This is a genomic window from Flindersiella endophytica (assembly GCF_054779015.1).
This window is the reverse complement of the sequence record NZ_BAAGYY010000036.1, coordinates 385,444-411,492: the sequence shown is the minus strand read 5'-3', so window position 1 is coordinate 411,492 and position 26,049 is coordinate 385,444. Positions and strand designations below refer to the sequence as shown.

The 26,049-nt window shown below is 70.2% G+C and carries 28 protein-coding genes and 2 pseudogenes; 13 read left to right on the top strand and 17 right to left on the bottom strand.

Going from position 1 to position 26,049, the window contains the following annotated elements:
• Nucleotides 1-64 precede the first annotated feature (64 nt).
• Both ACYVF6_RS40455 and ACYVF6_RS40450 read right to left on the bottom strand, forming a co-directional pair.
• Complete coding sequence (locus ACYVF6_RS40455) at nt 65-922, bottom strand: aminoglycoside phosphotransferase family protein (RefSeq protein ID WP_460530218.1); 858 nt, start codon at nt 920-922, stop codon at nt 65-67.
• Nucleotides 923-965: 43 nt separating this feature from the next.
• Complete coding sequence (locus ACYVF6_RS40450) at nt 966-1,928, bottom strand: Rossmann-fold NAD(P)-binding domain-containing protein (protein WP_460530215.1); 963 nt, start codon at nt 1,926-1,928, stop codon at nt 966-968.
• A 47-nt stretch (nt 1,929-1,975) separates the two neighbouring features.
• Between ACYVF6_RS40450 and ACYVF6_RS40445 the strand changes: the two genes are divergently transcribed.
• From ACYVF6_RS40445 to ACYVF6_RS40430, 4 genes are all read left to right on the top strand, one after another.
• Nucleotides 1,976-2,608 carry a DUF2461 family protein gene (locus ACYVF6_RS40445; protein WP_460530212.1) on the top strand — a complete coding sequence of 211 codons (633 nt, stop codon included), beginning with the start codon at nt 1,976-1,978 and terminating at the stop codon, nt 2,606-2,608.
• Between the two features lie 99 nt (nt 2,609-2,707).
• Nucleotides 2,708-3,622: a sigma-70 family RNA polymerase sigma factor family protein gene (locus tag ACYVF6_RS40440; RefSeq protein ID WP_460530209.1), complete on the top strand. Its 915-nt coding sequence runs from the start codon at nt 2,708-2,710 to the stop codon at nt 3,620-3,622.
• On the top strand, nt 3,619-4,440 hold the full coding sequence (locus tag ACYVF6_RS40435) for an LLM class oxidoreductase (protein ID WP_460530206.1): 822 nt from the start codon (nt 3,619-3,621) through the stop codon (nt 4,438-4,440). The genes ACYVF6_RS40440 and ACYVF6_RS40435 overlap by 4 nt, the downstream gene beginning before the upstream one ends.
• 27 nt (nt 4,441-4,467) lie before the next feature.
• The gene (locus tag ACYVF6_RS40430) at nt 4,468-5,040 is read left to right on the top strand and encodes a P-loop nucleotide/nucleoside kinase family protein (RefSeq protein WP_460530203.1); all 573 of its coding nucleotides are present in this window, start codon (nt 4,468-4,470) and stop codon (nt 5,038-5,040) included.
• Nucleotides 5,041-5,056: 16 nt separating this feature from the next.
• Here ACYVF6_RS40430 and ACYVF6_RS40425 read toward each other — a convergent pair whose 3' ends face one another.
• Complete coding sequence (locus ACYVF6_RS40425; RefSeq protein WP_460530524.1) at nt 5,057-5,395, bottom strand: YciI family protein; 339 nt, start codon at nt 5,393-5,395, stop codon at nt 5,057-5,059.
• Nucleotides 5,396-5,542: 147 nt separating this feature from the next.
• On the opposite strand from ACYVF6_RS40425, the gene ACYVF6_RS40420 reads away from it, so the two are divergent.
• Nucleotides 5,543-6,394: a phosphotransferase family protein gene (locus ACYVF6_RS40420; protein ID WP_460530200.1), complete on the top strand. Its 852-nt coding sequence runs from the start codon at nt 5,543-5,545 to the stop codon at nt 6,392-6,394.
• Here the strand turns inward: ACYVF6_RS40420 and ACYVF6_RS40415 are convergent.
• The 3 genes from ACYVF6_RS40415 to ACYVF6_RS40405 are packed head-to-tail and all read right to left on the bottom strand — an operon-like array spanning nt 6,329 to nt 9,555.
• The gene (locus ACYVF6_RS40415; RefSeq protein ID WP_460530197.1) at nt 6,329-7,897 is read right to left on the bottom strand and encodes an MFS transporter; all 1,569 of its coding nucleotides are present in this window, start codon (nt 7,895-7,897) and stop codon (nt 6,329-6,331) included. The two genes, ACYVF6_RS40420 and ACYVF6_RS40415, sit on opposite strands and share 66 nt — an antisense overlap.
• A gap of 30 nt (nt 7,898-7,927) precedes the next feature.
• Nucleotides 7,928-8,602 carry a class I SAM-dependent methyltransferase gene (locus tag ACYVF6_RS40410; protein ID WP_460530194.1) on the bottom strand — a complete coding sequence of 225 codons (675 nt, stop codon included), beginning with the start codon at nt 8,600-8,602 and terminating at the stop codon, nt 7,928-7,930.
• Nucleotides 8,603-8,607: 5 nt separating this feature from the next.
• The gene (locus ACYVF6_RS40405) at nt 8,608-9,555 is read right to left on the bottom strand and encodes an AraC family transcriptional regulator (RefSeq protein ID WP_460530191.1); all 948 of its coding nucleotides are present in this window, start codon (nt 9,553-9,555) and stop codon (nt 8,608-8,610) included.
• 81 nt (nt 9,556-9,636) lie between these two features.
• Here ACYVF6_RS40405 and ACYVF6_RS40400 point away from each other — a divergent pair, with 81 nt between their 5' ends.
• Genes ACYVF6_RS40400 through ACYVF6_RS40390 form a run of 3 tightly spaced genes read left to right on the top strand, consistent with a single transcriptional unit; the run spans nt 9,637 to nt 12,608 of the window.
• Nucleotides 9,637-10,497, top strand: a complete 861-nt coding sequence (locus tag ACYVF6_RS40400) for a Rossmann-fold NAD(P)-binding domain-containing protein (RefSeq protein ID WP_460530188.1) — start codon at nt 9,637-9,639, stop codon at nt 10,495-10,497.
• Nucleotides 10,498-10,526: 29 nt separating this feature from the next.
• Complete coding sequence (locus ACYVF6_RS40395) at nt 10,527-11,006, top strand: anthrone oxygenase family protein (RefSeq protein WP_460530185.1); 480 nt, start codon at nt 10,527-10,529, stop codon at nt 11,004-11,006.
• 51 nt (nt 11,007-11,057) lie between these two features.
• Nucleotides 11,058-12,608 carry a cation:proton antiporter family protein gene (locus ACYVF6_RS40390; RefSeq protein ID WP_460530182.1) on the top strand — a complete coding sequence of 517 codons (1,551 nt, stop codon included), beginning with the start codon at nt 11,058-11,060 and terminating at the stop codon, nt 12,606-12,608.
• Here the strand turns inward: ACYVF6_RS40390 and ACYVF6_RS40385 are convergent.
• The 4 genes from ACYVF6_RS40385 to ACYVF6_RS40370 all read right to left on the bottom strand — a co-directional run bounded on the left by ACYVF6_RS40385 (nt 12,583) and on the right by ACYVF6_RS40370 (nt 14,945).
• Nucleotides 12,583-13,443 (bottom strand): MerR family transcriptional regulator, encoded by an 861-nt coding sequence (locus ACYVF6_RS40385; protein WP_460530179.1) that lies wholly within the window; start codon nt 13,441-13,443, stop codon nt 12,583-12,585. The two genes, ACYVF6_RS40390 and ACYVF6_RS40385, sit on opposite strands and share 26 nt — an antisense overlap.
• A 24-nt stretch (nt 13,444-13,467) precedes the next feature.
• Nucleotides 13,468-13,722 carry a hypothetical protein gene (locus ACYVF6_RS40380; protein ID WP_460530176.1) on the bottom strand — a complete coding sequence of 85 codons (255 nt, stop codon included), beginning with the start codon at nt 13,720-13,722 and terminating at the stop codon, nt 13,468-13,470.
• 150 nt (nt 13,723-13,872) lie between these two features.
• A complete protein-coding gene (locus tag ACYVF6_RS40375; RefSeq protein WP_460530173.1) occupies nt 13,873-14,778 on the bottom strand; it encodes a phosphotransferase family protein in 906 nt (301 codons plus the stop codon).
• Between the two features lie 11 nt (nt 14,779-14,789).
• A complete protein-coding gene (locus ACYVF6_RS40370; protein WP_460530541.1) occupies nt 14,790-14,945 on the bottom strand; it encodes a hypothetical protein in 156 nt (51 codons plus the stop codon).
• Between ACYVF6_RS40370 and ACYVF6_RS40365 the strand changes: the two genes are divergently transcribed.
• Nucleotides 14,892-15,344 (top strand): TetR/AcrR family transcriptional regulator, encoded by a 453-nt coding sequence (locus ACYVF6_RS40365; RefSeq protein ID WP_460530521.1) that lies wholly within the window; start codon nt 14,892-14,894, stop codon nt 15,342-15,344. The two genes, ACYVF6_RS40370 and ACYVF6_RS40365, sit on opposite strands and share 54 nt — an antisense overlap.
• A 30-nt stretch (nt 15,345-15,374) precedes the next feature.
• Here ACYVF6_RS40365 and ACYVF6_RS40360 read toward each other — a convergent pair.
• Nucleotides 15,375-15,770, bottom strand: a pseudogene (locus ACYVF6_RS40360) (FUSC family protein); the annotation flags it as partial.
• Between the two features lie 541 nt (nt 15,771-16,311).
• Between ACYVF6_RS40360 and ACYVF6_RS40355 the strand changes: the two are divergent.
• Nucleotides 16,312-16,581, top strand: a pseudogene (locus ACYVF6_RS40355) (MarR family transcriptional regulator); the annotation flags it as partial.
• A gap of 171 nt (nt 16,582-16,752) precedes the next feature.
• Complete coding sequence (locus ACYVF6_RS40350; protein ID WP_460530518.1) at nt 16,753-18,012, top strand: alpha-amylase family protein; 1,260 nt, start codon at nt 16,753-16,755, stop codon at nt 18,010-18,012.
• Here the strand turns inward: ACYVF6_RS40350 and ACYVF6_RS40345 are convergent.
• From ACYVF6_RS40345 to ACYVF6_RS40330, 4 genes are read right to left on the bottom strand one after another with little or no spacing between them, the layout of a single operon-like run.
• Nucleotides 18,002-18,700: a class I SAM-dependent methyltransferase gene (locus ACYVF6_RS40345; RefSeq protein ID WP_460530170.1), complete on the bottom strand. Its 699-nt coding sequence runs from the start codon at nt 18,698-18,700 to the stop codon at nt 18,002-18,004. The genes ACYVF6_RS40350 and ACYVF6_RS40345 overlap by 11 nt on opposite strands.
• A 55-nt stretch (nt 18,701-18,755) precedes the next feature.
• Nucleotides 18,756-19,622, bottom strand: a complete 867-nt coding sequence (locus ACYVF6_RS40340) for an ABC transporter permease (protein WP_460530167.1) — start codon at nt 19,620-19,622, stop codon at nt 18,756-18,758.
• 6 nt (nt 19,623-19,628) lie between these two features.
• Nucleotides 19,629-20,519 (bottom strand): ABC transporter permease, encoded by an 891-nt coding sequence (locus tag ACYVF6_RS40335; protein ID WP_460530164.1) that lies wholly within the window; start codon nt 20,517-20,519, stop codon nt 19,629-19,631.
• Nucleotides 20,520-20,557: 38 nt separating this feature from the next.
• Entirely contained in the window at nt 20,558-21,523 is a 966-nt protein-coding gene (locus ACYVF6_RS40330; RefSeq protein WP_460530161.1) for a glycosyltransferase family 4 protein, read from the bottom strand.
• Nucleotides 21,524-22,081: 558 nt separating this feature from the next.
• Between ACYVF6_RS40330 and ACYVF6_RS40325 the strand changes: the two genes are divergently transcribed.
• A complete protein-coding gene (locus ACYVF6_RS40325) occupies nt 22,082-23,161 on the top strand; it encodes a glycoside hydrolase family protein (RefSeq protein WP_460530158.1) in 1,080 nt (359 codons plus the stop codon).
• Between the two features lie 85 nt (nt 23,162-23,246).
• Here ACYVF6_RS40325 and ACYVF6_RS40320 read toward each other — a convergent pair whose 3' ends face one another.
• A complete protein-coding gene (locus tag ACYVF6_RS40320) occupies nt 23,247-24,272 on the bottom strand; it encodes a class I SAM-dependent methyltransferase (RefSeq protein ID WP_460530155.1) in 1,026 nt (341 codons plus the stop codon).
• Nucleotides 24,273-24,315: 43 nt separating this feature from the next.
• Nucleotides 24,316-24,897 (bottom strand): GNAT family N-acetyltransferase, encoded by a 582-nt coding sequence (locus ACYVF6_RS40315; protein WP_460530152.1) that lies wholly within the window; start codon nt 24,895-24,897, stop codon nt 24,316-24,318.
• Nucleotides 24,898-24,965: 68 nt separating this feature from the next.
• Between ACYVF6_RS40315 and add the strand changes: the two genes are divergently transcribed.
• Nucleotides 24,966-25,955, top strand: coding sequence for an adenosine deaminase family protein (add, locus tag ACYVF6_RS40310; protein ID WP_460530149.1), 990 nt, complete (start codon nt 24,966-24,968; stop codon nt 25,953-25,955).
• The last annotated feature ends 94 nt before the right edge of the window (nt 25,956-26,049 follow it).

Sequence of the window (26,049 nt, the reverse complement as noted above, 5' to 3'; positions counted from 1 at the left end):
CACCGGGGGTCGATCGTGCGCCGAACTCGGACTGCGTCAGCGGAGGCGATCCGGCGGCAGGGCGCTACCAGACGACATCGTCGAGCGCCGGCCACGGCGGACCCTCCCGCAGTACGTGCAGGAACGCCACTCCCGATTCTCTGCCGCTTGGGTGTTGGTCGTCGCGACTCCAGCGATGCGTCGCGATGATCGCGAGTACGACTCCCCTGCACTCGCCGACCAGATCTTGGTCGGCGTCGGGATAGTGCTGGCTGACCTGGCTGGGCACCCACGCCAGGTCGTACTCGACGGGCCCGTGGGCGGTGTTCTCGAAGTCGATGAAGAGCGGCCCGTTCTTGGTGGTGAGGAGGTTTCCTGGGTGCGGCTCGCCGTGCAGCAGCTGTTCGGGGGCGCGCCGGTTGACGATTGATCGCCCCAGATCGCGCAGCGTGCTGGCCAGCAGTGTTCGGTCGGTGTCGGTGAGATCGGGAGTGACGTCACGGCTGGCAACGTCTCGTTGCGTAGCGGCCACTCGATCCATGAAGTGCGGTGTCGCGACCTCGATCCGCCGCAGGCCGGCATGGAGACGTGCGAGCGCCTGCGCGTACTCGGCCGGCGGAAGCATTGGCGACTGCACAGGTTCGACGTGGGCCCACATGGCGATCTTGAAGCCGTCATGCACGAAGACGCGTGGTTCGACCCGAGGATCGAGCGGGGCGACCGGGCTGTCCAGCTGCGCGAGCCGTCTCACCAGTTCGACTTCTTGCTCTGCGCTGGCGAAATGCGTCAGGGGCGTGACCCGGGCGACGATGTCGCATGGCGTCAGGCGGATGACGAGCCGGTTGGAGTCGCTGAGAACCATCGCGTCGTCGACGGCCAAGCCGAGCTCTGAGGCGGTCGACATCGCCGCGGCGACCGCACGCCGCGCCTCAGCTGCTTCCATCTCTGTGTCCTCTCCCCTGCCTGTGCAGTCTTGGTAGCGATCATCACGAGTGCCCGGAGCGGGCGAGTAGCTTCTCCTCTTCTTCCGGTGTGATGCCGATCGACAGTGGTGGCTCGCCGCGGCCGCGGTCCCAGGCGAGGACGTCGGCGGCGGTGACGGCGAGCGGTGTCGACGGCATGCCGGCGGCTCGGGCCCGCGCGGCACTGCGCTGCTGCGAAGCCCAGTTGGGGCGGATCAGCGGGAAGAACGGTCCCACGGACTCCGGCGGTACGCGGACCAGTTCGAGCTGGGTGCCGGCGACGTCGGCGCAGGTCTGGATCAGGCCACCGAGGGTGGTCGGCTCGGCCGGGCCGACGGCGTTGTAGGCGCCCGCCCGGTCGTCCAGCACCAGACGGACGACCAGAGCGGCCAGGTCGCGCACGTCGATCACCTGGACCGGTTGCTCCGGGTCGCCCGGCAGGGCGGCTCGCCCGCCGCGCGCGGCGCGGCGGACCCAGTAGGTGAACGTGTCCTGCGGGTCGTACGGCCCACCGACCTTGCCGGGACGCACGATCGTGGCGCGATCGCCGAACCGCGCGAGCACGTCCTCCTCGCAGGCGACCTTGCACGGCCCGTAGGTGTCGTCGTCCAGCTCCTCGGTGCCGCTGCGCTCGGCCGGCCGCAGCGGAGTGTCCTCGTCGTTGCCGGGCCCGACTCCGGTGCGCTGGTAGACGGCGTTGGTGGAGATGAAGAGATACCGGCCGACCCTCGTCCCGAGCGCGTCCATCGCCTGCCCGACGTGGCGTGGCACGTAGCCGCTGACGTCGACCACAGCGTCCCACCTGCCGTCGCCCAACGCGGCGTAGTCGCCGGTGTCGCGGTCGCCGAACCTGCGGTCGGCTTGGGGAAACAGGTCGGCACCGGTCCTTCCGCGGCTGAACAGGGTGATGTCGGCGCCCTGGCGTAGGGCTTCGGTCACGATCATCCGGCCGACGAACGCCGTGCCGCCGAGAACAAGGAGGCGCATATGGCCTGACAGTACTGATGTCGGTGCTCGGTTGGACAATGCATTTCATGTCGTTCACCGGCTGGCCGACGGAAGCCTTCGACGTGCTCGAGCAGCTCGAGGGCGATCCGCCGCTGCCCGTACGCGAGCGCGTGCGCAAGGACCGCGAACGGCTGGTGCGCAAGCCCATGGTCGAGTTGGTGCAAGCCGTGGCTGACATCGACGACGCCTACGGCGACCACCTCGTCACGCACTTCCGCAAGACCGCATGGTGGTGGCAGCACCAGTGCGCGATCGTACGCATCGACCGGTGCGTCGAGGTCGGCCTGCGGTTCGACCTCGACGGGCTGCACGTGCAGGGCGCCTGGTGGTACGCCGACCCGGGGCAGAAGGAGCGCTTCCGGGCCGCGGTGGCCGACGAGTCGAGCGGGCCGGAGCTGGCCCGGATCGTCGAGGCCCTGCAGACCAAGGGGTTCGAGATCGACGGCGACGTGATGCGGCGGGTGCCGCGCGGCTATCCGCCGGACCATCCACGCGAGCTGCTGCTTCGGCACCGGTCGCTGCTGGCCAAGCTCCCGCTCGGCTGCGACCAGTGGCTGCACACACCCGAGGCCGTCCACCGGGTGCTCGCGACGTTTGAGGACCTGCGCCCGTTCCTGTCCTGGCTGGCCGACCACACCTCGCTGGACGTGGAGCCCTAGCCACCGCCTGGTGGGCTGCGTCACATCTGCCCGCGCCGATGTCACACCTCGGTGGCCGGTCTCGCTCTTAGGTGGCGAGTCGCGAAGGAGGTGGCGCGCATGTCGGACGAGCCGACGCAAGACTTCGTGGAGCACCGGGAGCTCCTGTTCTCGCTGGTCTACAACCTGCTCGGCAGCGTGACCGACACCGAGGACGTGCTGCAGGAGACCTGGCTGGCCTGGGCCGCCCGCGCTGAGCGTCCGGGTGAGCCGGTCGCCAACCCGCGTGCCTACCTCGTCCGGATCGCCGTCAACCAGGCGCTGAGCCGCCGGGCCCAGATCAGCCGCCGCCAGGAGACCTACGTCGGGGCGTGGCTGCCGGAGCCACTGCTCACGACCGGCACCGCCGCGGGTGGCGACCCGGCCGACCCGGCCGACCCCGCCGAGACCGGCGAGTCGGTGTCGATGGCGCTGCTCGTCGTGCTGGAAACCCTCACCCCGCTGGAACGCGCGGTGTTCGTCCTGCACGACGTGTTCGGCTACTCCCACCCCGAGATCGGCGGGATCCTGGACCGTACGCCGGCCGCCATCCGGCAGCTCGCCCACCGGGCCAGGGAACACGTCCAGGCCAGGCGGCCGCGCTTCCGGACCAGCCGGCAGCACCAGCGGGAGGTCACCCAACGTTTCATCGCCGCGGCGCTGGGCGGTGACCTGGCCGCGCTGCTGCGGCTGCTCGCCCCAGACGTCACGATCTGGTCCGACGGCGGCGGCCCTCGTCCGGTCACCGGGCGCGACAAGACGATCCGCCTGCTGCGTGGGTACGCCGCCCGGCGGCCCGAGCAGCTGGTCGTCCGCTACCTCCAGGTCAACCACTCGCCGGCCGCGCTGGTGTTCGCAGGCGACGACCCCTACGTCGTTCTCGTCCTCGATCTGACCTCTGACGGCGAGCAGATCCAGGGCATCTACGCCATCGCCAACCCCGGCAAGCTCACCCATCTCCACGCCTTCAACGAGAACGAAAGCAGGTCCCGATGACCACCAGGCCCTTCCGGTTCGGTGCGGCAGCCGCGTTCACCTCCAGCGGGAAGGAGTGGCTCGCGATCGTTCGGCGCGTCGAGCAGCTCGGCTACGACAGCCTGCTGATGCCGGACGGCCTGTGGATGATGTCGCCGTTCCCCGGCCTCAGCGCCGCTGCCGCCGTCACCTCGAGCCTCCACCTCGGCACGCACGTCCTGGCCGCTCCCCTGCGGTCGCCGGCGATGATCGCGCACGAGACGGAGACGCTCGACCTGCTGACCGACCAGCGGTTCGAGCTGGGTCTCGGCACCGGCCGGCCGGACAGCGCCGCCGAGGCCGAGCAGCTGGGCCGGTCGTTCGGCAGCCACCGGGAACGCGTGGAGCAGGTCGCGGAGACGATCGCCGCGGTCAAGCAGCGGTTCACAGCCGGCCAGCGCACCGTGCCGAAGCTGCTGCTGGCCGGTGTCAGCCGCCGGGTGTTCGAGCTCGCGGCCGCCGAAGCCGACAGCCTGGCCTTGCCCGCGCCGTTCCACCACGACGAGGAGGGCCTGGCGGCCAAGGTCGCGCAGCTGCGTGCGGTCGCCGGCAGCAGGTTCGACGAGCTGGAGCTGGCGGCCAACGTCCTGGTGGTCGGAGACGGTGCCGTACCCGAAGCGATGCGCCCGCTGGTCAGCTCGCTGCCCGCCGACTCCTACACCAGGCTGAGCGGAACGCCGGACCAGATCGCCGACACGCTGCGGCGCCGCCGCGACCGGCTCGGCATCTCCTACGTGACTATCGCGCAACCATATCTGGAGGCGTTCGCGCCGGTAGTCGACCGGCTGGCGGGAACGTGAGCACGCACGGTCGCTAATCTCACCAGCGTGACCTCTCCCATCCTTCCCGCGCTCATTGTCGTCAGCGGCCCGCCTGGCGTAGGCAAGACCACGTTTGCGCACAAGCTCGCCAAGATCGTCGGCTGCCCGGCGATCTGCCGGGACGAGATCAAGGAAGGCATGGTGCACGCCAACCCCGGCTACCAGCCGACGGCGAACGACCCGCTCAACCTCCGCACGCTGCACACGTTCTTCGACACCCTGCAACTCCTGCTGCGAGCCGGCGTCACCGTCGTCGCGGAGTCGGCGTTCCAGGACAAGCTGTGGCGGCCCGGCCTGGAGCCATTGCTGGATCTGTGCGAGATGCGGATCGTCCACCTGGAGGCCGATCCGGGCGTGGTGTTCGAACGCAAGCGGCGCCGCCTGGAGCAGGACCCGACCCGCATGGCGCACGCCGATGTGAGCGCGCTGCAGGACGAGGCCGCTCTGGCGGCGCCGTCGCACGACTGGTTCGTTCCGGTCTCGCTGCCGGTGCCGGCGCTGACGGTCGACACCACCGACGGCTACCACCCAACGCTGCAAGAGATCGCGGCGTTCGTCGACAGCGCCGATCGGCGCTAGCGCCGGCGTGCGGGTCTCAGCCCTGGTGCAGCGGCCGGATCTCCACACCCCAGTGCCGCGAGTCCGGCCAGCGCGTCGCGATCTCCACGGCACGTTCCGGTGTCTCGCAGTCGATCAGGCAGTAGCCCGCGAGGTGTTCCTTGGCCTCGACGAACGGGCCGTCGGTGACGGCGGCGACGCCTTCGCGGACCCGGATCGTCTTGGTCTGCGACACGTCGGCCAGCGCCTCTCCCCCGACCCACTCGCCGGTCTTCTCCAGCTCGGCCATGATCGTGCCGGCGTCGTTCATCAGCGACTGCCGCTCGTCCTCCGAGAGCTCCGGCCAGTCGGAGGGGTTTTGGTAGATCAGCAGCATGTACTTCACAGCCTGGCTCCTCGCCGTTTCGGTTACCTGTCACTGAGAAGTCGGAGCCGCCGGTGAGCTCTCGACATCCCGCGGCGGCAGGTCGCCACCGAGCAGGCCGCGCTGGAGTTCCTCGACGGCCTCGGGCTGGCGCCGAAGGTGTACGCGGGCGACCTCGCCGCCGGAATCCTCGTGCTGGAAGACCTCGCACCCAGGGCCGCGCTGGACGACCTGCTGCGAGCCGGCGGTGTGCCAGGTGCGGCACCCGGCATGCGGGCGTTCGTGCGGGCGATCGCGGACCTGCACGTCGCGACGGCCGGACGGTTCGACGCCTTCTACGCCCACCGGGCGCGCTACGGCCCGGTCGATGCCAAGGCCGACCGCGCCGATCGATTCGGGCCACGCTGGCCGGTCACCCTCGGCGAGCTGGCAGGACTCGGCCTCGCCCTGCCCGGGCCGGCCGAGCGCGAACTGGCGGCCGTCGAGCAGGAGCTGACGGAGCCCGGCCCGTTTCTCGTCCTGACCAACGGCGACTCCAACCCGAACAACTTCCTGGTCGACGGCGAGGATGGCCGGATCATCGACTTCGAGTTCGCCGGCTACCGGCACGGGCTCGCCAACCTCGCCTGGCTGTACGTGCCGGGCCCGGCCTGGATCACCGTGACCGACCCGATCGCCGGCGAGCTGACGGCGGACTACCGGCAACGGGTCGCCGGCGCGATCCCCGAAGCCGGCGACGACCGGCGGTTCGGAACTGGGCTCGCGGCCACCTGCCTGGCGCACGCGTTCGAGCGGTTCAACCGGTTCCCGGTCGTCGATGGCCGCGAGCCAGGCGACCACAGCCGCGTCCAGCTGGTCGCGACCCTGGAGTCCGCGGCCGAGGTCGCGGAACGCCCGTACGGCTTTCCGCACCTCGCCGGCTGGACCCGCAGGGTCGCGGCCTTCCTACGTGAGCGCTGGCCCGACGCGGACCTCGACCTCACCGGATTCCGGAGCTACGCGCCGCGGTGACTCGGCGGGCTCGTCAGCCGGAGGCTCGCCGTGCGAACGAACGTGTCGCAACCCGACGCCGGCGAGGATCGCGAGCCCGACCAGGACGACCGTCGCGACGGTGGCGGTGACGTTCAGGCCGACGGTGAACGCTTCCCGGGCAGCGCCGAGCAGTTCGGTTCCGAGTGCGCCCTCGATGCCCTCCCGCGCGGGCCCGGCCACCGATTCCGGCACGCCGGCGGGGATGTCGATGACGCTGCGGTAGACGGCCGTCCCCACGCTGCCCAGCGTCGCGACGCCGAGCGCGATGCCCAGCTCGCCGCTGGTCTCCGACATCGACGACGCAGAGCCGGCTCGCTCCGGCGGCGCCGACCCGACGATCAGGTCGGTCACGAGCGTCACCGGTGCCGCCATGCCGAGCGACGCGATCACGAACGACGTCACGACGATCGGCAGTCCACCCGTGCTGCCCACGAAGATCAGCAACGACAGCCCGGCGGCCGAGATCAGCAGCCCGGCAGCGATCAGCGCACCGGGACGGAACCGGCCCGCCAACCGCGGCGCCACCATCGAGCCCACGATCATCGCGACCGCCTGCGGGATCATCCAGAGCCCGGCGGTCAGGGCCGAGAGCCCCTGCACCATCTGCAGGTAGAGCGCGACGAACAACGACGCGCCGGACATCACCACACCGGTCAGCAACATGATCGACAGCGACGTGGAGAACGCGCGGTTACGCAGCAGGCCGAGGTCGATCAGCGGGTGCGCGAGCCGCCGCTGCCGCCGCGTGAACACGTACCCGAACGCCGCGCCCGCCAGCAGCACCAGCACCGGTACGACCCGCAGGCCGTCCTTCGCGATCTCCTTCAGGCCGTAGATGATCGGCAGCACGGTCGCCAGCGACAGCCCGACGCTGGTCAGGTCGAGGCGCCCGGCCGCGGGGTCGCGGTACTCCGGCAGCAGCTTCGGCCCCGCGATCAGCAGCACGAGCATCACCGGCACGCCGAGCAGGAACGCCGCACCCCACCAGAACGTCACCAGCAGCACCCCTCCGATCGCCGGACCGATCACCATGCCGCCCATGAAGCACGACAGCCAGACACCGATCGCGGTCGCGCGCTGGCGTGGATCGGCGAACATGTTGCTGATCAACGCCAGTGTCGACGGCATCAACGTCGCGCCGGCGATGCCGAGCAGCGCGCGGGTCGCGATCAGCATCTCGGGCGAGACGGAGTAGGCGGCGAGGACGGAGGCGACACCGAACGCCGAGGCGCCTGTCAACAGCAGCCGGCGGCGGCCGATCCGGTCCCCGAGCGTTCCCATCGTCACCAGGAAACCGGCGATCATGAAGCCGTAGATGTCCATGATCCACAGCTGCTGCGTGCTCGTCGGCCTCAGGTCGGCCGACAGGTGTGGCAACGCGAGGTAGAGCACGCTGGTGTCGAGCGACAACAACAAAGTAGGCAACGCCAGTACGGCAAGGCCGATCCACTCCCGCCGGCCGGCCCGTGAAGTCGTGTTCATGACAGCTTGGACCGGCCCGGCGGCGAAAACTCATCGGCCGCGCTGGAACTCCGCCCGCCAGCGCCGGACCGCCGGGTCGCGGGGCACCGCCAACGACTCGATCCGTACGGACGAGAGCCCGTCCCGCCCGAACGACTCCAGCTCCGCCCGCGACAACGGCCACGGCGGCCCACCATCGGGCGGTGCGTCATCGGGCCGGGCGGCCGCGATCACCAGCAGCCGGCCGCCGGGCGCGACCGTCGAGGCGACCGCCGCGATCGCCGCCGCGCGGTAGCGCAGTGGCAGCGCCTGCACCGTGAGGCTCTCGACGACGAAGTCGAACGTGCCCAGCCACCCCTGCGGCAACGCCAGCAGGTCGGCGACGACGTACGACACCGCCGAGCCGGGAAAGCGCGCCTTGGCCGCTTCGACTCCTGTCTCGGAGACATCGAACGCGACTGTGTCGAAGCCCAGGCCCGCGACGAGTTCGGCGTCCTCGCCGAGTCCGCAGCCCACGATCAGCGCCCGCTGCCCGGTGCCACGCGGCGACTCCGCCTCGACCCACTCCAGCAGCAACGGGTGCGGCCCGCCGCGGTCCCACGGCACCTCGGTCACACCGGACGCCGCGTCGGTGTAGAGCTGCTCGAACCAGCCGGTCGGATCGTCGTCGGCCAGCGACTTCGCCGCCAGCTGCCGCGAATGCTCGTCAGGGTCCACTCCACTCACGACCGTCACCGTACCGGTTCGGCGCGCGTGCGGAACTGCTGTGGACTCACGCCACGCACCCGCTTGAACGCAGTGCTGAGCGCGAATCCGTCGCCGTACCCGACCTGCCGCGCGACCGCGCCCAGCGTCAGCGACGGCTCGCGCAGCAGCTCGGCGGCCCGCGCCAGCCGCCGGTTGGTGAGGTAGGCCATCGGCGTCTCACCCACGAGGTCGGAGAACCGCCTGGCCAGCGCGGCCCGCGAGACCCCGACCCGGGACGCCAGCTCCGCCACCGTCCACGGATGGGCGGTGTTGTTGTGCAGGAGCCGCAGCGCCTGCCCGACCAGCGGGTCGCTCTGGGCGCGGTACCACGCCGGCTGCTCCGCGTCCGGCCGCGCGAACCAGGCCCGCAGCGTCGCGATCAGCAGCAGGTCGAGCAGCCGGTCGAGTACGGCGTCCTGCCCGGGCTCGTCCTTCACGATCTCGCGAGCCAGGAGGGGTACGAGCGGCGAGTCCAGTGCCGCGGCGGGCACCACGACCACGTGCGGCAGTGCGGTGAGCAACTGCCGGCTGACGTCACCGCCCAGCTGATAGGTGCCGATCAACGCCGTGGTCGGGCTGTCGAGGTCGGCGCCCCAGGTGCGCACGCCGAGATCGAGGCTCTCGCACAGGTCGACGGTGCCGTCCAGTGAGGTGCAGCAGCCACCGGGCTGCACCACCTCCTGCGGCGGCGTCTCCGGGCTGTCCGCGCAGGTCCAGTGCTCGGGGCCGCGGACGACCGCGACGTCGCCGGGCGACAGCCGAACCGGCTGCCCGGTGTCGGGCACCACCCAGCCCTCGCCGCGTACGAACGACAGGATGGTGAGCGGTGCCTCGTCACGCACGCGCATCGACCACGGCGGGCTCATCAGGGCCTGGATCAGGAACGCGCCCCGGGCCCTGGGCGCCTCCAGCAAACCGGCGAGTTCGTCCATGGCTGAGAGCGTAGACGCTCGCACATGCGGGTGCGCCTCTCAGCGATGTTCCAGCAGCTCGCGGACGGCTTGACTGGAGCCATGACGACGAACCAGAACACCAACCAGGCAAGCGACAACACCGGCGACCTGACGCTCGTCCTCGGCGGCACCGGCAAGTCGGGCCGCCGCGTCGCCGAACGACTCGAGGCACATGGCGTGCCGGCCCGGATCGGATCCCGCTCGGCCGACCCCGCGTTCGACTGGGACGACCAGTCCACCTGGGCCGCCGCCCTCGAAGGCGTCCGGGCGGTCTACGTGACCTACTACCCCGACCTCGCCCTCCCCGGTGTCGACCAGCTGATCGGCGCGTTCTCGGAGTTCGCCGTGAACGCGGGCGCCCGGAAGCTGGTGCTGCTGTCCGGTCGCGGCGAGGAAGGCGCCCGGCGCAGCGAGGAGGCGCTGCAGGCAAGCGGCGCGGAGTGGACGGTGATCCGCTCCAGCTGGTTCAGCCAGAACTTCAGCGAGGACTTCCTACTGCACTCCGTGCTCTCCGGCGAGATCGCGCTGCCGGCCCAGGACGTCCCGGAGCCGTTCACCGATGTGGAGGACATCGCCGAGATCGCCGTGGCCGCGCTGACCACCGACGACCACATCGGCCGGGTCTACGAGGTGACCGGCCCGCGCCTGCTGACGTTCGCCGACGTGGCCGAGGAGCTGTCGAAGGTCACCGGCCGCCAGATCCGCTACGTGCCGGTCTCCGCCGAACGCTGCACCGAGCTGCTCGTCGCCCAAGGGCTGCCGATCGAGGCCGCGGCCGGCATCACCGAGATGTTCACCTCGATCCTGGACGGCCGCAACGCCGACGTCATGGACGGGATCGAGCAGGCGCTCGGCCGGCCCGGCCGCGACTTCTCCGAGTACGCCCGACTCACCGCCGCGACCGGTGTGTGGAGTGCATGATGTCCCAACCAAGCAACGGAGGTTCCCGCATGAACGGCTTGCTCTTCGGCTTCGTCCTGCTCACCGCGATCGTCTACGGCCTGGTGTCGGGCGCGTTCTACGCCTTCTCCTCGTTCGTGATGCAGGGTTTGGGCAGGATCCCGGCGCCGCAGGGCATCGCGGCGATGCAAGGGATCAACATCACGGCCGTGCGGCCGCCGTTCATGCTCGGCTTCTCAGGCGCCGTCCTGCTGAGCATCGTCGCCGTCGTGATCGCGGTCGTACGCTGGGGCAAGCCCGGCTCGGTCTGGCTGATCGTCGGTGCCGTGCTCTACGTCGTCGGCTGCTTCGCGCTGACGATGGCGTTCAACGTCCCGCTGAACAACGCGCTGGCCACCGTCGACCCGGCGACGCCCGAGGCGGCCGAGCTGTGGACGAGGTACCTCCGGGTCTGGACCAACTGGAACACCGTCCGCACGATCGCCGCGGCCGCGGCGTCCGCCGCGTTCGTCAAGGCACTCGTATCCTGATCGCCACCTGCGACTTTCCCGGAGGAGATCCTGCTCGGACTCGAACTGGTCGTGATCCTCGGCATCACGATCCTGGTATGCGCAGTCGCCGCCCGGCGACTGCGCATCGCCGCTGCCATCCTGCTGCTGTCCTGCGGCATCCTGCTCGGCTTCGTCCCGGCGTTGCGTGAGGTCAGCCTGCCCCCGGAGATCATGCTGCTGCTGTTCCTGCCGGCACTGCTCTACTGGGAGAGCCTGACCACCTCGCTTCGAGAGATCCGGTCCAACCTGCGCGTCGTGGTGCTGGCGAGCACGGTCCTGGTGATCGCGACGGCGTTCGCGGTCGCGGCGGTGGCCCACGCGCTCGGCATGGCGTGGGGCCCGGCCTGGGTGCTCGGCGCCGCGGTCGCGCCGACCGACGCCACCGTGATCGGCGTGCTCGCGCGGGCGCTGCCCCGCCGGTTCATGACCACGCTGCGGGCGGAGAGCCTGATCAACGACGGCACCGCGCTGGTCATCTACGGCCTGGCCGTGGGCGTGACGATGGGCCAGGAACACCTCAGCCCCGGACACGTGAGCTGGCTGTTCCTGCTCGCCTACGCCGGCGGTGCCGCCGCGGGCTTCGCGGTCGCCTGGCTCGTCGTGCTCGTCCGCCGGCACCTCGACCACCCGTTGCACGCGAACCTCGTCTCGGTGGTGACGCCGTTCGCGGCGTTCCTGCTCGCCGAGACCGTGCACGCGTCCGGTGTGCTCGCGGTGGTGGTGTGCGGGCTGACGCTGAGCCAGTACGGCCCGCGCGTCGTACGGGCGGAGACCCGGCAGCAGGCACGGGCGTTCTGGACGCTGACGACCTTCCTGCTGAACTCCGCGCTGTTCGTGCTGATCGGGCTGCAGGCCCAGACGGCGATCCGCGGGCTGGCCGCGACCGACGACGCGCTGCGGGCGCTGGCCATGACCGGCATCGTCGCGGCGACGGTGATCGGCTCTCGGTTCGCGTGGATGTACACCACGCCGTACCTCATCCGCATCCTCGACCGGCGGCCGCAGCAACGCCTGCGCCGGGTGAGCGCCCGGCAACGGCTGCCGTTGGCGCTGGCCGGCTTCCGCGGCGCTGTCTCACTGGCCGCGGCCCTGTCGATTCCGGAGGCGTTCCCCGAGCGCGACCTGATCATCGTGGTCACCTCCGGCGTCATCGTGATCACCCTGGTCGTCCAGGGGCTGCTGCTGCCCGCCGTCGTGCGCTGGTCGCACTATCCGGAGGACGAGGCACTGGTCAAGGAACGGCAGCTGGCCGAACAGACCGCGTCGGAGGCCGCGTACGCCGCGCTGCGCCAGGTCGCGGATCGGCTGGGCACCGACGAGGCAGCGCTGGAGCGCACCCTCAGTGAGTACGAACGGCACCTGGAGCTGGTCCGCAAGGACGGCGAGGAGGCGGTCCGCGAGGCGGCGGTGCGGGCGGAGACCGACTACGCCGCGTTGCGGCTGGAGCTGCTCGCGCTCAAGCGGGAGACCGTCGTACGGCTGCGTGACGAGCAGAAGATCGACGACACCGTCCTGCGGCAGATCCAGGCCAGGCTCGACGTCGAGGAGGTCCGGCTCACTCAGCGAGAGGTCGTCGAGTGATCGGATAGGCGACCTCGCACACGAGGTCGGCTTGGGCCGCCTGGGCGACGTCGACTCCGGGACGGTAGATCTCGCGCGGCGAGCCCGCCATGGCCAGGCCGTTGGCGTCGATCCACCGCTCGATCGCGTCATAGCCGGTCAGGATCTGTGGCAGCTCGAACTGCGCCTTGGTGATGCCGACGTACGCCTCGCGATGCTCGGGCTCCCAGCGGGTGGTGGCCTGGTCGGGCGTGGCGGGGCCGTGCTCCGGAGCGATGGGCAGGCAGGCTTCGACCGGGCCGTCCAGGTCGCCGGTGACCGGGCCGTGGAAGATCACGAAGAGCTCGCCGGCCGGGCCGCCGTAGTCGGCGGCGGCCTTGGTCAGGGCGAGCTTCGCGCTTCGGAGCCAGTCGCCCAGCTGCGTCCAGTGCAGGCGGCGCCGCTCGGACAGGACGTACTGCGCCGGTGCCGTACGGACCCGGATCTGGAAGCTGCCGAACCGCTCGTCGCCGCCCTGCAGGCTGCCGGTAAGGCGGTCGACGACGTAGCGCTGGGCGGCGATCCGCCGCTCTACCTCGTCCCAGTAGCCGGTCAGCATCGCCGCGCCCTCCGGCCCGGGCGCGGCAACGATCTCGGCGATCTGGTTGAGCGGCATGTCGAGGCGGCGCAGCATCTCGATCAGGCGGGCGGTGAACAGCTGGCTCTCGCGATACCGCCGGTATCCGGAGTGGGGGTCGACATCGGCGGGAGGCAGCAGGCCGAGCCGGTCGTAGAGCCGCAGTGCCTTCATCGACAGCCACGACCGGCGCGAGAACACGCCGATGCTCAGCAGCGGGTCGGCCTGCTCGTGGTTCACGGTGCCATCTTGCAACGAAACCGGCTAGCGGAAGTCGGCAACGTGGTCTTTCGCCCACTCGCGATAGGTCCTGGCCGGCTTGCCGGTGGCCCGCTGGACGTCCGGCCATGGTTTCATCAGCTCCGACCAGTCATCGGAGAAGCCGCCGTCTTCGCCGGAGGCCGCCTCGCCGCCGTAGTCGACGAAGCCGAGCAGCAGATCGGCGTACTCCGCGGCGAAGCCGCCCTGGGCGTGCATCAGCTCGCGGGCCAGCTCCCTGCTCACCTCCTCGTAGCGCACCTCTTCTCCGAGTGCGGCGGCGGACGTCCGCGCCGGCGTCGGGCAGTTGCCGGACCACGTCGCGGCCGACCACACCGGTCGCGCCGGTGACGAGGATCTTCATGTCGACGACGCTAGATGCCATTCCGGCCAGATTCGGGCCTGAATTCCTCAGGTGACGGAACGGGCCAACGCGAGCGACTGCTCGGCGTTCCTCGCCAGGTCGTCGCCGCGACCCATGTAAGCCGTGTACGAAATGTGATCCAGCCCGATGTGGAGCTGGTAGCACAGCAGCCGCTCGGCGGCCCGCGGCTCGCCGGCCACGTGGTCGGCGACGATGCGCTGGATGTCGATGCCGGACCACTGTGGATACCAGGGCCACCAGTACAGCAACCAGGCCAGGTCGTAGAGGCCGTCGCCGTACATCGCGTTGCCCCAGTCCAGCACAGCGGTCAGCCGGGGCCCGTCGACCAGCACGTTGCGGTTGAGGAAGTCCTGGTGGATCTGCTCGCGGCGGTCCGGGCACAGCGGCGCGAGCCGGCGTAGCACGTCGGCGGCCTCGTCGAACGCGGCCGCGGCGGCCGGGGTCTGCTCCAGCACCTTGCGCCAGCCTGACGTCCGCCGGCCGGGCAGGTCGTCGAGGTTGGCCAGCATCGCCTCGGGCCAACTCGCGAACGGTGCGTTGTTGTCGCCGGCGACCCAGCCGCCGTAGCCGGCGCTCGCCGACGTGTCGATCGCCCGGGCCGCGGCCATCGCGTCGAGCACGGCCGGCAGCACCTGCCGCATGCCGGCCTCGTCCAGCGCGTCCAGGAACTCGCCGTGCGCCCGCCGGGAGATCGTGTAGTAGTCGCCGTCGCCCAGCGATCCGACCTCGAGCACCTCGGGGATCGGCAGCCGCGGCGAGCTGTGCGCGCTCATCACGCGGTCCTTCTCGAAGTCGTCGACGTACGCACCGAACCGGGCCACCAGTTCCTGCCCGTCGAGCGTGAAGGCATACGCCCGCGACCACTGGCCGGCACCGAGTGGAGCGAGCGGGCCGGCGCGTTCGGCGAGGTCCGGGGGCAGCTTGTGCGACATGGTGCACGATCCTAGAACGCATGAGACCCCGCCGGACCGACGCGCAACGCAACTACGACCGCCTGCTGGCGGCCGCCCGGCAGGTCTTCGACGAACGGGGTGCCGACGCGCCCCTGGACCTGATCGCGCAGGCCGCGGGCGTCGGGAACGCGACGATGTACCGCCACTTCCCCACCCGGCAGGAGCTGATCGTCGCTGTCTACGCCGAGGAGGTGGAGGCGCTGTGCGCCCAGGGTCGTGACCTGCTCGCGGCGACCGACTCCGGAAGCGGGCTGTTCGGCTGGCTACGCCTGCTCATCGGCCACGTCGCGTCCAAGCGCGAGCTCACCCTGTCGGTTCCGGACGGCCGGCGCTCCGAGCTGTTCGCCCGCTGGCACGACTCCATGCGCGAGACCACCGCCGCCCTGCTCGACCGCGCCAAGCGCGACGGCACCGTCCGGTCCGACCTCGGCCTCGGCGACCTGCTGGCCCTGACCCACGGCATCGCGCTCGCCGGCAGTGGCGACGACCAGCTCGCCAGGCTGCTGGGCCTGGTCAGGGACGGGCTTGCGACCCCGGACCGGTAGCAGGAACCACGACACTCCGATCGCGAGCACCGCGCCGAGCCCGATCGCCAGCAACCTGGTCGCCAGCAGGTCCGCGCCGGCCTGGCCGTAGTAGCCGTAGAGCAGCGCGAGCATCGCGGTCACGCCACCGGCCCAGAACGCGTAGCTGAACGTCCGCAGCCCGCTCGCGATCGCCAGCACGACGAAGATGGCCACGATCGAGCGCGAGTCGAGCGGGCCGAACAGGCCGGCGAGGAACGTCGCCAGCACCGTTCCGGCCGCCGCGCCCGCCAGCCGGAGCAGGCCCTTGCGTACGACGTCGGTGCGACCGCGGTTGCCACTGCAGACGACGAACGCGGTCAACACGATCCATGTCCAGTGCTCACCGAACGCCAGCCGGCCGATCAGGAACGCACCACCGACCGCCACCGCCAGTTGGATCGCCATCCGCGTGCTCGGCCGTGGCCGGAGAGCACTGACCCGGCGGACTGGAGCCGCCGTGGGGGTGGAGCGCGCCACGAGCTGGACCGCGCTCACCCAGCAGAACGCCAGCACGGCGACCAGCGCGGCCCATCCGACATCTGCCGCGCCCCTCGGTGGCAGCGGTGAGATCAGCACCGCCAGCAACGGCAGCGCGGCCCAGGTGCCGAGCTTGGTGAACCGCGGCCCGAACCGGCGGATCCACACCGTCGCGGCCAGCGCGATGGTGAACACGACGTCTCCGAAGCCCGGCAGCCGGTCGAGCAGCAGCCCGATCCCCGCGGCCGCGACAGCGACTGCCGGCAGCACCACCAACGCCGGCACGCGCCGGCGAAGCTCCGTGCCGCGTTCTGCTCGTTCCAGCGACACTGCCAGGACGACGGCCAGCACAAGCACACTGTCTGGCGCGCCGAGCAGGAGTGCCGAGAGGAAAGTCAGCAACACCGAACCGTATCCGCAGACTCGTCCCAGCTTCATAGCCAAAAATACTAAGTGATAGCTTAGAACTATGGAAGGTGTCAGCGAGCTTCGCCGCGGTGTCACCCGGCTCGCCCGCCGCCTGCGTGCCGAGCGCTCACCGGACGCGCTGAGCGCCAACAAGGTGAGCGTGCTGTCCCAGCTGCACCAGCGCGGCCCGTCCACGCCCGGCGAGCTGGCCGCCGCCGAGCGCCAGCAGCCGCAGTCGCTGACCCGGGTGTTCGCCGACCTCGAACGCGACGGGCTGATCTCCAGGAGCCGCAGCGACCAGGACGGCCGGCAGGCGGTGATCGCGCTGACGGCGTCCGGGCAGGCCGCCCTGGTCGCCGACATGGCCGAACGCGACGCCTGGCTCAGCTTCGCGCTGACCGGGCTCAACCGCACCGAACGTGAGGTGCTCCGGCTGGCGGGCTCCCTGCTGGACCGGCTCGCCGACGCCCCACCCGCAAACCAACCGAAAAGGAAGCTCCCGATGGGCTGGTCCGAACATGCGATCTGGTGGCAGGTCTACCCCCTGGGCTTCCTTGGCGCCGAACACGAAGCACTCCCGCCCGGCACCGAGCCGAACCACCGGCTCCCGCGCCTGGCCGGCTGGCTCGACTACCTCGTCGAGCTCGGCGCCAACGGGCTCGCGCTCGGCCCGGTCTTCGCGTCGGAGACGCACGGCTACGACACCGTCGACCACCTCCGGATCGACCCGCGGCTGGGCGACGAGACCGACCTCGTCCGCCTGGTCGAGCAGGCGAACGCCCGCGGTGTCCGGGTGCTGCTGGACGGCGTGTTCAACCACGTCGGCCGCGGCTTCGTGGCGCCGGATCCGGCGTGGTTTCGCCGCCACGACGACGGCGGGCTCGCCACGTTCGAAGGCCACGACAAGCTGGTCGCGCTCGACCACAACGAGCCGGCCGTGGCCGACTACGTCGTCGACGTGATGACCTACTGGCTCGAACGCGGTGTCGCGGGCTGGCGGCTGGACGTGGCCTACCAGGTTCCGCTGCCGTTCTGGCGTGCCGTCACCGACCGCGTGCGTGCGACGTACCCCGGCGCCTGGTTCGTCGGCGAGGTGATCCACGGCGACTACGCCGCCTTCACCGAGCAGGGCGGGCTCGACTCCGTGACGCAGTACGAGCTGTGGAAGGCGATCTGGAGCTCGCTCAACGATCGCAACTTCTTCGAGCTGGCCTGGGCACTCGACCGGCACAACCAGTGGCTGGAGTCGTTCGTGCCGCAGACGTTCGTGGGCAACCACGACGTGACCCGGCTGGCCAGCCAGCTGACCGACGAGCGCGCACTGGAGCACGCCCTGGTGGTGCTGACCACCGTCGGTGGTGTCCCGTCGATCTACGCCGGGGACGAGCAGGCGTTCCGCGGCGTGAAGGAGCACCGCGAGGGCGGCGACGACGCGATCCGGCCGGCGTTCCCGGACGGGCCGGACGACCTGGCGCCGGACGGCTGGCCCTACTACCGGCTGCACCAGGACCTGATCGGCCTGCGCCGCCGGCTCCCCTGGCTGGTCGAGGCCCGTACGACCACGGCCGAGCTGTCCAACACCGCGATCGCCTACGTCTCGAGCGACGGGGAACACCGGCTGGTCGCGGCGTTGAACGTCGCCGACGAGCCGGCCGAGGTCGCCCTGCCGGAGGGCCACTGGCAGCGTGCGTTGGGCACCGGCGAGCTCCGCGACGGCCACGCGGCGCTGCCGGCCTACGGCTGGCTGGTGGCTACCGCTTGAGACAGGTGTAGGAACCGAACACCGACGCCTCGTAGGCCACCGCGACGATCTCGAAGCCCGCGGCCTCCAGCATCGGCTCGAACAGCCAGCGGAACGTGCTGTACTCCGTCTGGATGTGCTCGATGTAGTCCTCGGCGGTGTAGCCGGCGGCCGGGTCGGCCGACGCGCGCGCCAGCCAGCCGTCGAAGATCTCCGGGGCCTGGTCGGGCTGGAAGTCGTAGATCAGGTCACGTACCTGCAGTACGCCACCGGGACGCAGGATCGCCGCGATCCGGCCCAGCGCCTGGGTCTTCCAGAAGTCCGGCAGCTGATGCAGCGCGTGGCGGGTGTGCACGCCGTCGACGAGCTCGCCGCTGTGTTCGTACGACAGGAACCCGGCCCGGACGATCTCCAGGTTGCCGAGCCCCTGCTCGACGGCCTGCTCGCGGAGGTGCGCAACCATCGCCGGCGAGATGTCGGCCGCGACCACCCGGCCGAACCGCTTGGCCGCCGCCAGCGCGAACTGGCCGGTGCCCGCACCGAGGTCCACCACGGTCGCGGAGTCGCCGACGCCGTGGGACTCGAAGGCCGCCAGCGCCTCCTCCGGATCCGGACGGCCCTGCTTGCGGTCGTATCCGGTGATGAAGCCGGGGTCGAGGTGCTCAGGTCCGGCGTGCGCCAGTTCGTCGATCATCCAGGGCTTGCTCATGCGCACGATTCTCGACCGCGCCCGGCTCGGATCGCAATCGGATAAGGCGAATGCCTCAGTGTCCACTGGAGGTGTAGTAACGCGACTGGTATCGCCAGAACCGGTACGCCACCACGATCAGCACACCACCGAGCAGCGGAGCCAGGTAGGCGACCGGAGCGGGCACCGCGAGCTGTCCGGTCCGCCCCAGCAGCACCGCGGCGGGCAGGTAGGCGACGAACGCCAGCGGCACCACGAACGTCAGGCCGAACTGGACGGCGATCGGGAAGATCTTCAGGGGGTACGGGCCGAACGTGCTGAACAGGTCGTCCCCGACGAACCTGATGCCGCCGGTGGACAGCAGCCGGAAGCCCAGGCTGGCGAGGATGAGCTGGATCGAGGCCTCCACCAGCGCCCCACCGGCGATCGCCAGCACCATGTAGAGGATCGCGAGCAGCGACCAGTCGACGTTCAGCAGCGTGCTGGCGACCACCAGCAGCGCGACGCCGCCGGCCAGGTCCCCGAACGCCGTCAACGCGAACCCGCGGGTGATCAGCTGGACCAGCGGGTTGAGCGGCCGGACGAGATAGCGGTCGAACTCCCCCTCCCGGATCACCTGGTCGACGAACACGATCTGGTTGAAGAAGCACAGCCACAGGCCGTGCGCGCACAGCCGGAGCGCATACAGGAAGACCACCTCGGCCAGCGACCACCCCCCGATCGCGCCGAAGCGGTCGATCACGATCCAGATGAACGCGAGACCCACGGCCTGGAACGCGAACCCGCCGACGACCATCAGCAGCAGATTGCCGCGGTACTGCGCCTGGGCGCGGATCGAGGCGAGGGTCAGCGCTGCGTAGAGCCGCAGCGTGCGCGCCGGACCGGGTCTGCCGGGCTCGCGGACGGCGGTCGCGGTGCCAGATCCAGAGTCGGAGTCAGCCAAGCGGGTTCACCCTCCCTGAACCACGACACGGTGAAGAGCGCGCGACCACACCAGGCGCAGCAACAGCCACAGGGCACCGACCCACAGCAGCTGGATCGCCAGCGCCGTCCACAGCTGCGTGCCCTGGAGCTTGCCGAGATAGATGGCGACCGGGGTGTAGGTCGTGGCCTGGAACGGCAGCGCCTGGGCGATCAGGCGCAGCCAGTCGGGCATGAACCACAGCGGCGCGATCGCACCCGACATCACCTGGGCGACCAGCCGGTAGATCGCGGTCGGGCCACTGATCTCCAGCGTCCAGAACGCCATCATGCCGACGAGCGTCGTCAGCAGCACGTTGACGACGTACGCGAGCGCCATCGCCAGGAGGTAGCCGGCCAGCGCGCCGGGCGACGCGGGCCGCGACGCGCCGCCCACGAAGATCGCGAACGGCAGGGCGGCCAGCGCGAACGGCAACAGCGCCAGCGTCACCCCGACCTGGCCCGAGACCGCTTGCTGGATCAGCCCGACCGGCCGCGACAGGTCGATCGCGATCTTTCCGTCGTAGACCCGGCGGGCGAGCTGGTTGGCCCACGGATTGAACAGCCAGAACTGGATCGCCGCCAGCGTCGCATAGGCGATCTGAACCGACAGGCTGATGGAGCCCGCGCCACCGCTGCCCTGGATCTCCGTCCGCTCGGCGTAGACGGAGGTCCACACGACGCGGAACAGGAAGATCTGCAGCAGCAGGACGCCGACGCCGAACACGAAGTCGGCGCGGTAGGCAAGCAACGTCCAGAACTGGATGCGCCCGAGCTCACGGTAGGCCGCGAACCTCGCCGGCCACCCCAGACCGGCAGATGGAGCCGGCCCGCCCGCGGCACTGCCGGCTAATCGGGCCAGGCTCCCACTGTCCCCCATCGTCTTGTCAGGCCCCTATCCAACTCACCCTTGGCAGCTCACACGACGGAAGGAACGCCTTCGAAGGACTCGATCGCCTCGCACCACTCCGACATCTGGGTCTCGGTCACCTCGGCGAGCACGGACGAACGCTCGAGCGTGCGCCGGCTGGCCTCGGCCCAGTTGTCCTCGACCAGCAACCGCTGGAGAGCGGCCCGCCAAGCGGGCAGATCGTCGTAATCGCAGAAGATGCCCGCGCCGCCGAGCGACTCCCGCAGGCCGGGCGTGGATGCGGCGATCGTGGGAATGCCCGACGCGGCCGCCTCAATCGCACACCGGCCGAACGACTCGTAGACACTCGGCATCAATACGATCTTGGTACGGCCGTAAACCTGCGTCATGTCGTCGACGCTCTCGCCGATCGTGACATTCGGCATGGAGCGGACGTCCTGGTTTCCGTACCCACCCAGAACGCCGTGGAACTGTACATCGGGGAATTCTTCGGCAAGGGCGTAAAAGATGCCGCTGCCCTTGATGTCTGCGATGTTGACGAGCGACACCTCCTTGCCAGGTTGGGTGCGGTACTCCTCGGGGCTGACCGGCGGGTAGATGACAATCGACGGACCGGTGAAATAAGGAAAGGAGTCGCGGACCGAATAACTGTTGAACACGACCAGATCGCATTTGTGCCGCAAATATTCGTGTTCGCCAATTTCGTTGGCGTGCAGAACCTGAACGACGGGGATATCGCATTCCTGCGCGATTTGAGTGGCCGGAAAAGTCGCCTGCAGATGCGTGATAATGAGATCGGCGGAATGCGTCACGCGCAATTCGTGCGCGCGCTGGGCATCTGGGAATACTTGAATTCCCTCCCAGGTGTATGGCTCGGTCAGGCCGCGTCCGTTGTCGATGACGATCGAGATGTCATGCCGCTCCTGCAGTGGACGGAGCAGGTCGCGAAGCATCATCTGCGCACCTGCCCGGCATGTCGGCATATACAGATTCGTGTAGGCGACGATGCGCACCCGCGGGCTCCTCCCGGCGTCGGTCAGCCATCTCGATGTGTCGTGTGTCCGTCGATCTTGCTACCCGATGCTGAACATATCAGGGCCCTCATTCCTTGCCAATCAGTCGTCTAATTGTGCGAACTGAAGAAACGGGCATCGGAACTTGCGCTTCGTCATGTGTGATTCACAGCTTCCGCCTTGCTCGTTTCGATATTCCGGACAGCGCAGTCGAGATCCTCGCGCGCGGTCGGGAAATCGGACCCGGCGGTTTCGCAGCAGTGGGCGTGCCGTGCCGTTGTGATACTCGTCAGTATCTTCGCCGACCGTGACGATCGGGCCGGAAATCCGGCCGTCGTACGCGGGAGCGCGACAGTGCGTGGCCGGGGGCTGGTTGCGGAACGTCAGGTCCGACAAGTGGCCGGCGGTCAGCAATCTGTCCGATGCCGGTCACGGGTCTGTTGCGGATATCGGGACAACCGGGCGTCCGATCCGGGACAGCAGGGGCGATGTGGTGTGCCGCGACCGGTCCCGGCAACCGGCCGGCGGGGCCGCGAGACGTCGGCTACAAACGAGAACGTGCCCATCGACCCGGTGCCCGTCCATGATCCTGCCCATGTCCGTGTCCACGCTCCCGTCCACGCTCCGGCCACAGACTCCTTCGACGCCGCGCGGGTTCGTACGCCCCACAAGCTGGGACGTTTGGTGGTCGAGCCGTCCAGGTCGCCCGGCAGCTTCGACAGCCTCGCGGTCGACTGTGCCGCGGTGTTCTCCGACGGCGGCGAGTTCCTGATGACCTACGTCGGCTGGGACGGCGTCGGCTACCAGACCGCGCTCGCCCGGTCCCGCGACCTGCTGCACTGGGAGCCCGGCGAGCTGATCCTGCCGCGCGACCCCGGCCATCCGTACCGCCGGTTCAACGCGGCCCTGACCTCGGTCGTCCGCGACAACCGGCTGGCCTCGTCCGGACAGCTGACCAGGGTGGACGGCCGCGCGATCGGCACGTACCACGCGTATCCGAACGCGGGTTACGAAGCCGGCCCGGCCGTCATCGGCTTCTGCGTCAGCACCGACCTGACGACCTGGGAGGACACCGGCGACATCCTGCGCCCGCAGGACGGTGGTGCGTGGGAGCGCGGCGGCCTGTACAAGTCCTGGCTGCTGCGCCACGACGGCCTGTTCTACTGCTTCTACAACGCCAAGAACCGCGCCGACCGCGACTGGCGCGAGCAGATCGGGTACGCCGTCTCGCCGGACCTGCGTGACTGGAGCCGGCCACAGACCGTGCCGGTGCTTCCGCACGGCGGGCCGGGCGACTTCGACGAGCGGTTCGCGTCCGACCCGTGTGTGCTGCGCGACGGCGACTTCTGGGTGATGTTCTACTTTGGGTTCTCCTACGACGGGCACGCCCGCGAGAGCTACGCCGTCTCGCGTGACCTGCGAACCTGGACCAAGAGCGGCGAGATCCTGGTCGACGTCGGCCCGGTGGGAACGGTCGACTCGACGTTCGCCCACAAGCCCGCGGTCGTGAGCCTCGAGGGCCGCCTCTACCACTTCTACACCGCGGTGAGCCCCGCCGATCCGTTCGAGCTGGACGGCGTTCGGCAGGCCGAACGCCGAGGCATCTCGTTTGCCACGAGCACGGGGCTGCGGGGATGACGGCGTGCGTTTCACAAATCGGGAGTCGCAGGAGCCATTGCCGGACGATCCGGCCAAGGCAGGCGAGAACGGACGAGTCGAGGCGCTAGCCGGCTTTGCGGATCCACGCACTGGGAGCCTGGATCCGGCCGTCGGTACGGATCGGTGCCCGAGTCTCGCCGGCGACCTCGAAGCCGTAGTCCCGCAGCAGAGTCGCGGCGTGCAGATGGGTGTGCACGGCGTCGACGTAGCTGCTGGCCAGTAGCTTCCCGCCGGGCGCGACCGCGGTGTCGAGCAGGTGCTGGAGCATTCCGCGCACGGCGTGTCCGGGTACGCAGTCGAGCAGCGTGTGCACCACATCGAAGCGCAGACCGTCCGGCGGCGTCCAGGTCAGCGCGTTGCCCTGCCAGATCCGGTCCGCCCACCGCGGCAGCCGGCTACGGGCCGCGTCGACCAGTCCCCCGGCCAGGTCGACGCCGTACGGCTCGACGGTGATGCCGCGCTCGGCGGCCCAGCCCACCACGCTCGCCATCAGGTGCCCGTTGGCGCAGCCGACGTCGAGGAACGTGCCATCGGCCTCGAAGACCTCCGCGACGATCGACCGCGCGGAACGCCACTCGTCGGCGTCGCCGCCGAAGCCGGAGCCGCCCTGCGGTGTGCCGGCCGCGAGATAAGCCGGCTCGAGCAGCCCGGTCATCGCCAGGTAGAACTCTTCGTCGCTGAGCGTCGCGCGGGCCTGTTCGGCCAGGCGCATCAGCTCGGCCTGCTCCTGGTCGCCCTGTCCCGCGAGCAGCTCGGCCGCCGCGCCCGCGTCGCCCTGCCACCAAGGGACGTTGGCGTGCGCGCGGCCCCCGCGGTAGCGCCCTCCGGACACCCACACCGCGAGCCGTTCACCGTCGACCGCGAACGGAAACGTGGCCTGGCGGCGGAAGCCCGCGACCTCCAGCGGCACCCGGAGCACGGTGTCGAGCAGCGGATTCTCCTCCGGCAGCACCGGACCGGACGGGAGCACGAACCGGCCGCCGGACACCGCCAGCACCCAGCCCTTGACGTCGTCACCGTAGGGAACGACGGTCAGTTCGGAAATCGTCAGCCGATCGACGTCGGCCCACCCCACTGGCAGATAGCCCATCCGGCCAAGCCTGCCGAACGCGCCGGGCGCCTGCCAGTTGTTTTCAGCCCGCCGCGTCCGTCAGCTCGCGGCGCATGAACGCCCGGCCGGGCGTCGGCCGCGCGACACAGGTGAACCCGCAGGCCTCGAACATCGGCTCGGTGCCGAAGTAACGGTCGGCGCCGTGCGGGCCGGCGCCGGCGAGCGGCCAGCCCTCGATGGCCGGTGCGCCGTAGTCGCGGGCCAGCTCCACCGCGGCGGTCAACAACGCGTGGCTCGTTCCGGCCTTGCGATAGCCGACGCGAGTGAAGAAGCACGCCACCAGCCAGGCCGTGTCGTCCTCGGCCGGGTCGCGGTCCTTCAGCACCACCGCCCGCGGCCCGATCGCCGGCGGAAACCGCGATCGCGGGCCGAGCGCGCACCAGCCGACGGGCGTGCCGTCGCGGTAGGCCAGCAACCCGGCCGGCGGGTCGTCCTCGGCCACCGCGGACTCCAGCCATCTCCGGTTGCCGGCGCCCCAGTCGGCCTGGCATTCCTTACGTCTGCGCCGGAACGACATGCACCAGCAGCCGCGAGTCGCCCCGTTGGTCTCGAACAGGTCGGCGAGGTCGCCGAAGCGCTCGGAGGTCACCGGGTGGATGTCCATGGTTGACGATAGCCCTGATCGCGGTCAGATCCTGGCCGTCGTTCCTGGCGGCGGTAGGGTCGGGCGTCGTGCGTGATCTCCTGTTGCTGCCCAAGGTCCACCTGCACGTCCACCTCGAGAGCACCGTCCGATGGTCGACTCTGGCCGACCTCGGTGCGTCCAACGGGATCGAGATCCCGCCGCACCTCGCGAGCGGCGACTACGAGTTCGGCGGGTTCAACGACTTCTTCGTGCAGAACGACATCCTGCGCGAGTGCCTGCGCCGGCCCGAGGACTTCCGCCGGATCGCGCTGGAGTACTGCGAGGACGAGGCGGCCCAGGGCACGCGCTACGCCGAGGTGTCGTTCACCGCGGCCGGCCATGGCGAGCGGCTGGGTGACCTGGAGCTGCCGCTGCTCGCGGTGCTGGACGGCCTGCGCGAAGGCAGCGAGCGGTACGGCATCGAGGTCCGCGTGCTGCTCGACCACTCGCGCCGCCGCTCGGTCGACCGGGCCTGGCGGACCCTGGACCTGGCCAGGAAGCACCCGGACGAGGTGGTCGCGATCGGCCTGGCCGGCGACGAGGCGCACCCGGCCACACCGTTCGCCGAAGTGTTCGCGACCGCGCTGGCCGAGGGCATCCACGTCGTCCACCACGCGGGTGAGGCCCTTGGCGCCGACAGCATCCGCGAGGCCATCGCCACCGGTGCCCAGCGGCTGGGCCATGGCGTCCAGCTGCACAACGACGCACGCCTGATCGCCGAGGTCCGTGACGCCGGCATCCCGCTCGAGGTCTGCCCGACGTCGAACGTCTCGCTCGGCTTCTTCCCTTCGCTGGAAGCCCATCCGCTCCCCCGCCTGTACGAGGCCGGCCTGCGGGTCACACTCAACACCGACATCCCGACGATGATCCGCACCACCCTGACCGAGGAGTACGCCCGCGTCCGCGACACGTTCGGCTTCGACGACACCGTCCTCGCCGACCTGGCCCGCAACGGCGTGGCCGCCTCGTTCGCACCGCCTACCCTCAAGGCCACCCTGACCGACGGAATCTCCACCTGGCTCGCCGGCCCCGAATGACCACGTTAACCACGCTTTCAGCGGGTTAACCACGCCCCGAAGCGTGGCGAAGGTCCTACTGGCGTGGTTAACGTGGTCATTCGCCCACGCACGG

Excerpts from the sequence above, each read along its gene's own strand:
- ACYVF6_RS40415 (WP_460530197.1), bottom strand. The coding sequence starts at position 7,897 with ATGAACACGACTTCACGGGCCGGCCGGCGGGAGTGGATCGGCCTTGCC.
- ACYVF6_RS40320 (WP_460530155.1), bottom strand. The coding sequence starts at position 24,272 with ATGGGCTATCTGCCAGTGGGGTGGGCCGACGTCGATCGGCTGACGATT.
- ACYVF6_RS40405 (WP_460530191.1), bottom strand. The coding sequence starts at position 9,555 with ATGGACGAACTCGCCGGTTTGCTGGAGGCGCCCAGGGCCCGGGGCGCG.
- ACYVF6_RS40395 (WP_460530185.1), top strand. The coding sequence starts at position 10,527 with ATGAACGGCTTGCTCTTCGGCTTCGTCCTGCTCACCGCGATCGTCTAC.
- ACYVF6_RS40455 (WP_460530218.1), bottom strand. The coding sequence starts at position 922 with ATGGAAGCAGCTGAGGCGCGGCGTGCGGTCGCCGCGGCGATGTCGACC.
- ACYVF6_RS40425 (WP_460530524.1), bottom strand. The coding sequence starts at position 5,395 with ATGCTGCTGATCTACCAAAACCCCTCCGACTGGCCGGAGCTCTCGGAG.
- ACYVF6_RS40315 (WP_460530152.1), bottom strand. The coding sequence starts at position 24,897 with ATGGACATCCACCCGGTGACCTCCGAGCGCTTCGGCGACCTCGCCGAC.
- ACYVF6_RS40400 (WP_460530188.1), top strand. The coding sequence starts at position 9,637 with ATGACGACGAACCAGAACACCAACCAGGCAAGCGACAACACCGGCGAC.
- ACYVF6_RS40435 (WP_460530206.1), top strand. The coding sequence starts at position 3,619 with ATGACCACCAGGCCCTTCCGGTTCGGTGCGGCAGCCGCGTTCACCTCC.
- ACYVF6_RS40440 (WP_460530209.1), top strand. The coding sequence starts at position 2,708 with ATGTCGGACGAGCCGACGCAAGACTTCGTGGAGCACCGGGAGCTCCTG.
- ACYVF6_RS40350 (WP_460530518.1), top strand. The coding sequence starts at position 16,753 with ATGGGCTGGTCCGAACATGCGATCTGGTGGCAGGTCTACCCCCTGGGC.
- ACYVF6_RS40375 (WP_460530173.1), bottom strand. The coding sequence starts at position 14,778 with ATGTCGCACAAGCTGCCCCCGGACCTCGCCGAACGCGCCGGCCCGCTC.
- ACYVF6_RS40345 (WP_460530170.1), bottom strand. The coding sequence starts at position 18,700 with ATGAGCAAGCCCTGGATGATCGACGAACTGGCGCACGCCGGACCTGAG.
- ACYVF6_RS40445 (WP_460530212.1), top strand. The coding sequence starts at position 1,976 with ATGTCGTTCACCGGCTGGCCGACGGAAGCCTTCGACGTGCTCGAGCAG.
- ACYVF6_RS40450 (WP_460530215.1), bottom strand. The coding sequence starts at position 1,928 with ATGCGCCTCCTTGTTCTCGGCGGCACGGCGTTCGTCGGCCGGATGATC.
- ACYVF6_RS40335 (WP_460530164.1), bottom strand. The coding sequence starts at position 20,519 with ATGGGGGACAGTGGGAGCCTGGCCCGATTAGCCGGCAGTGCCGCGGGC.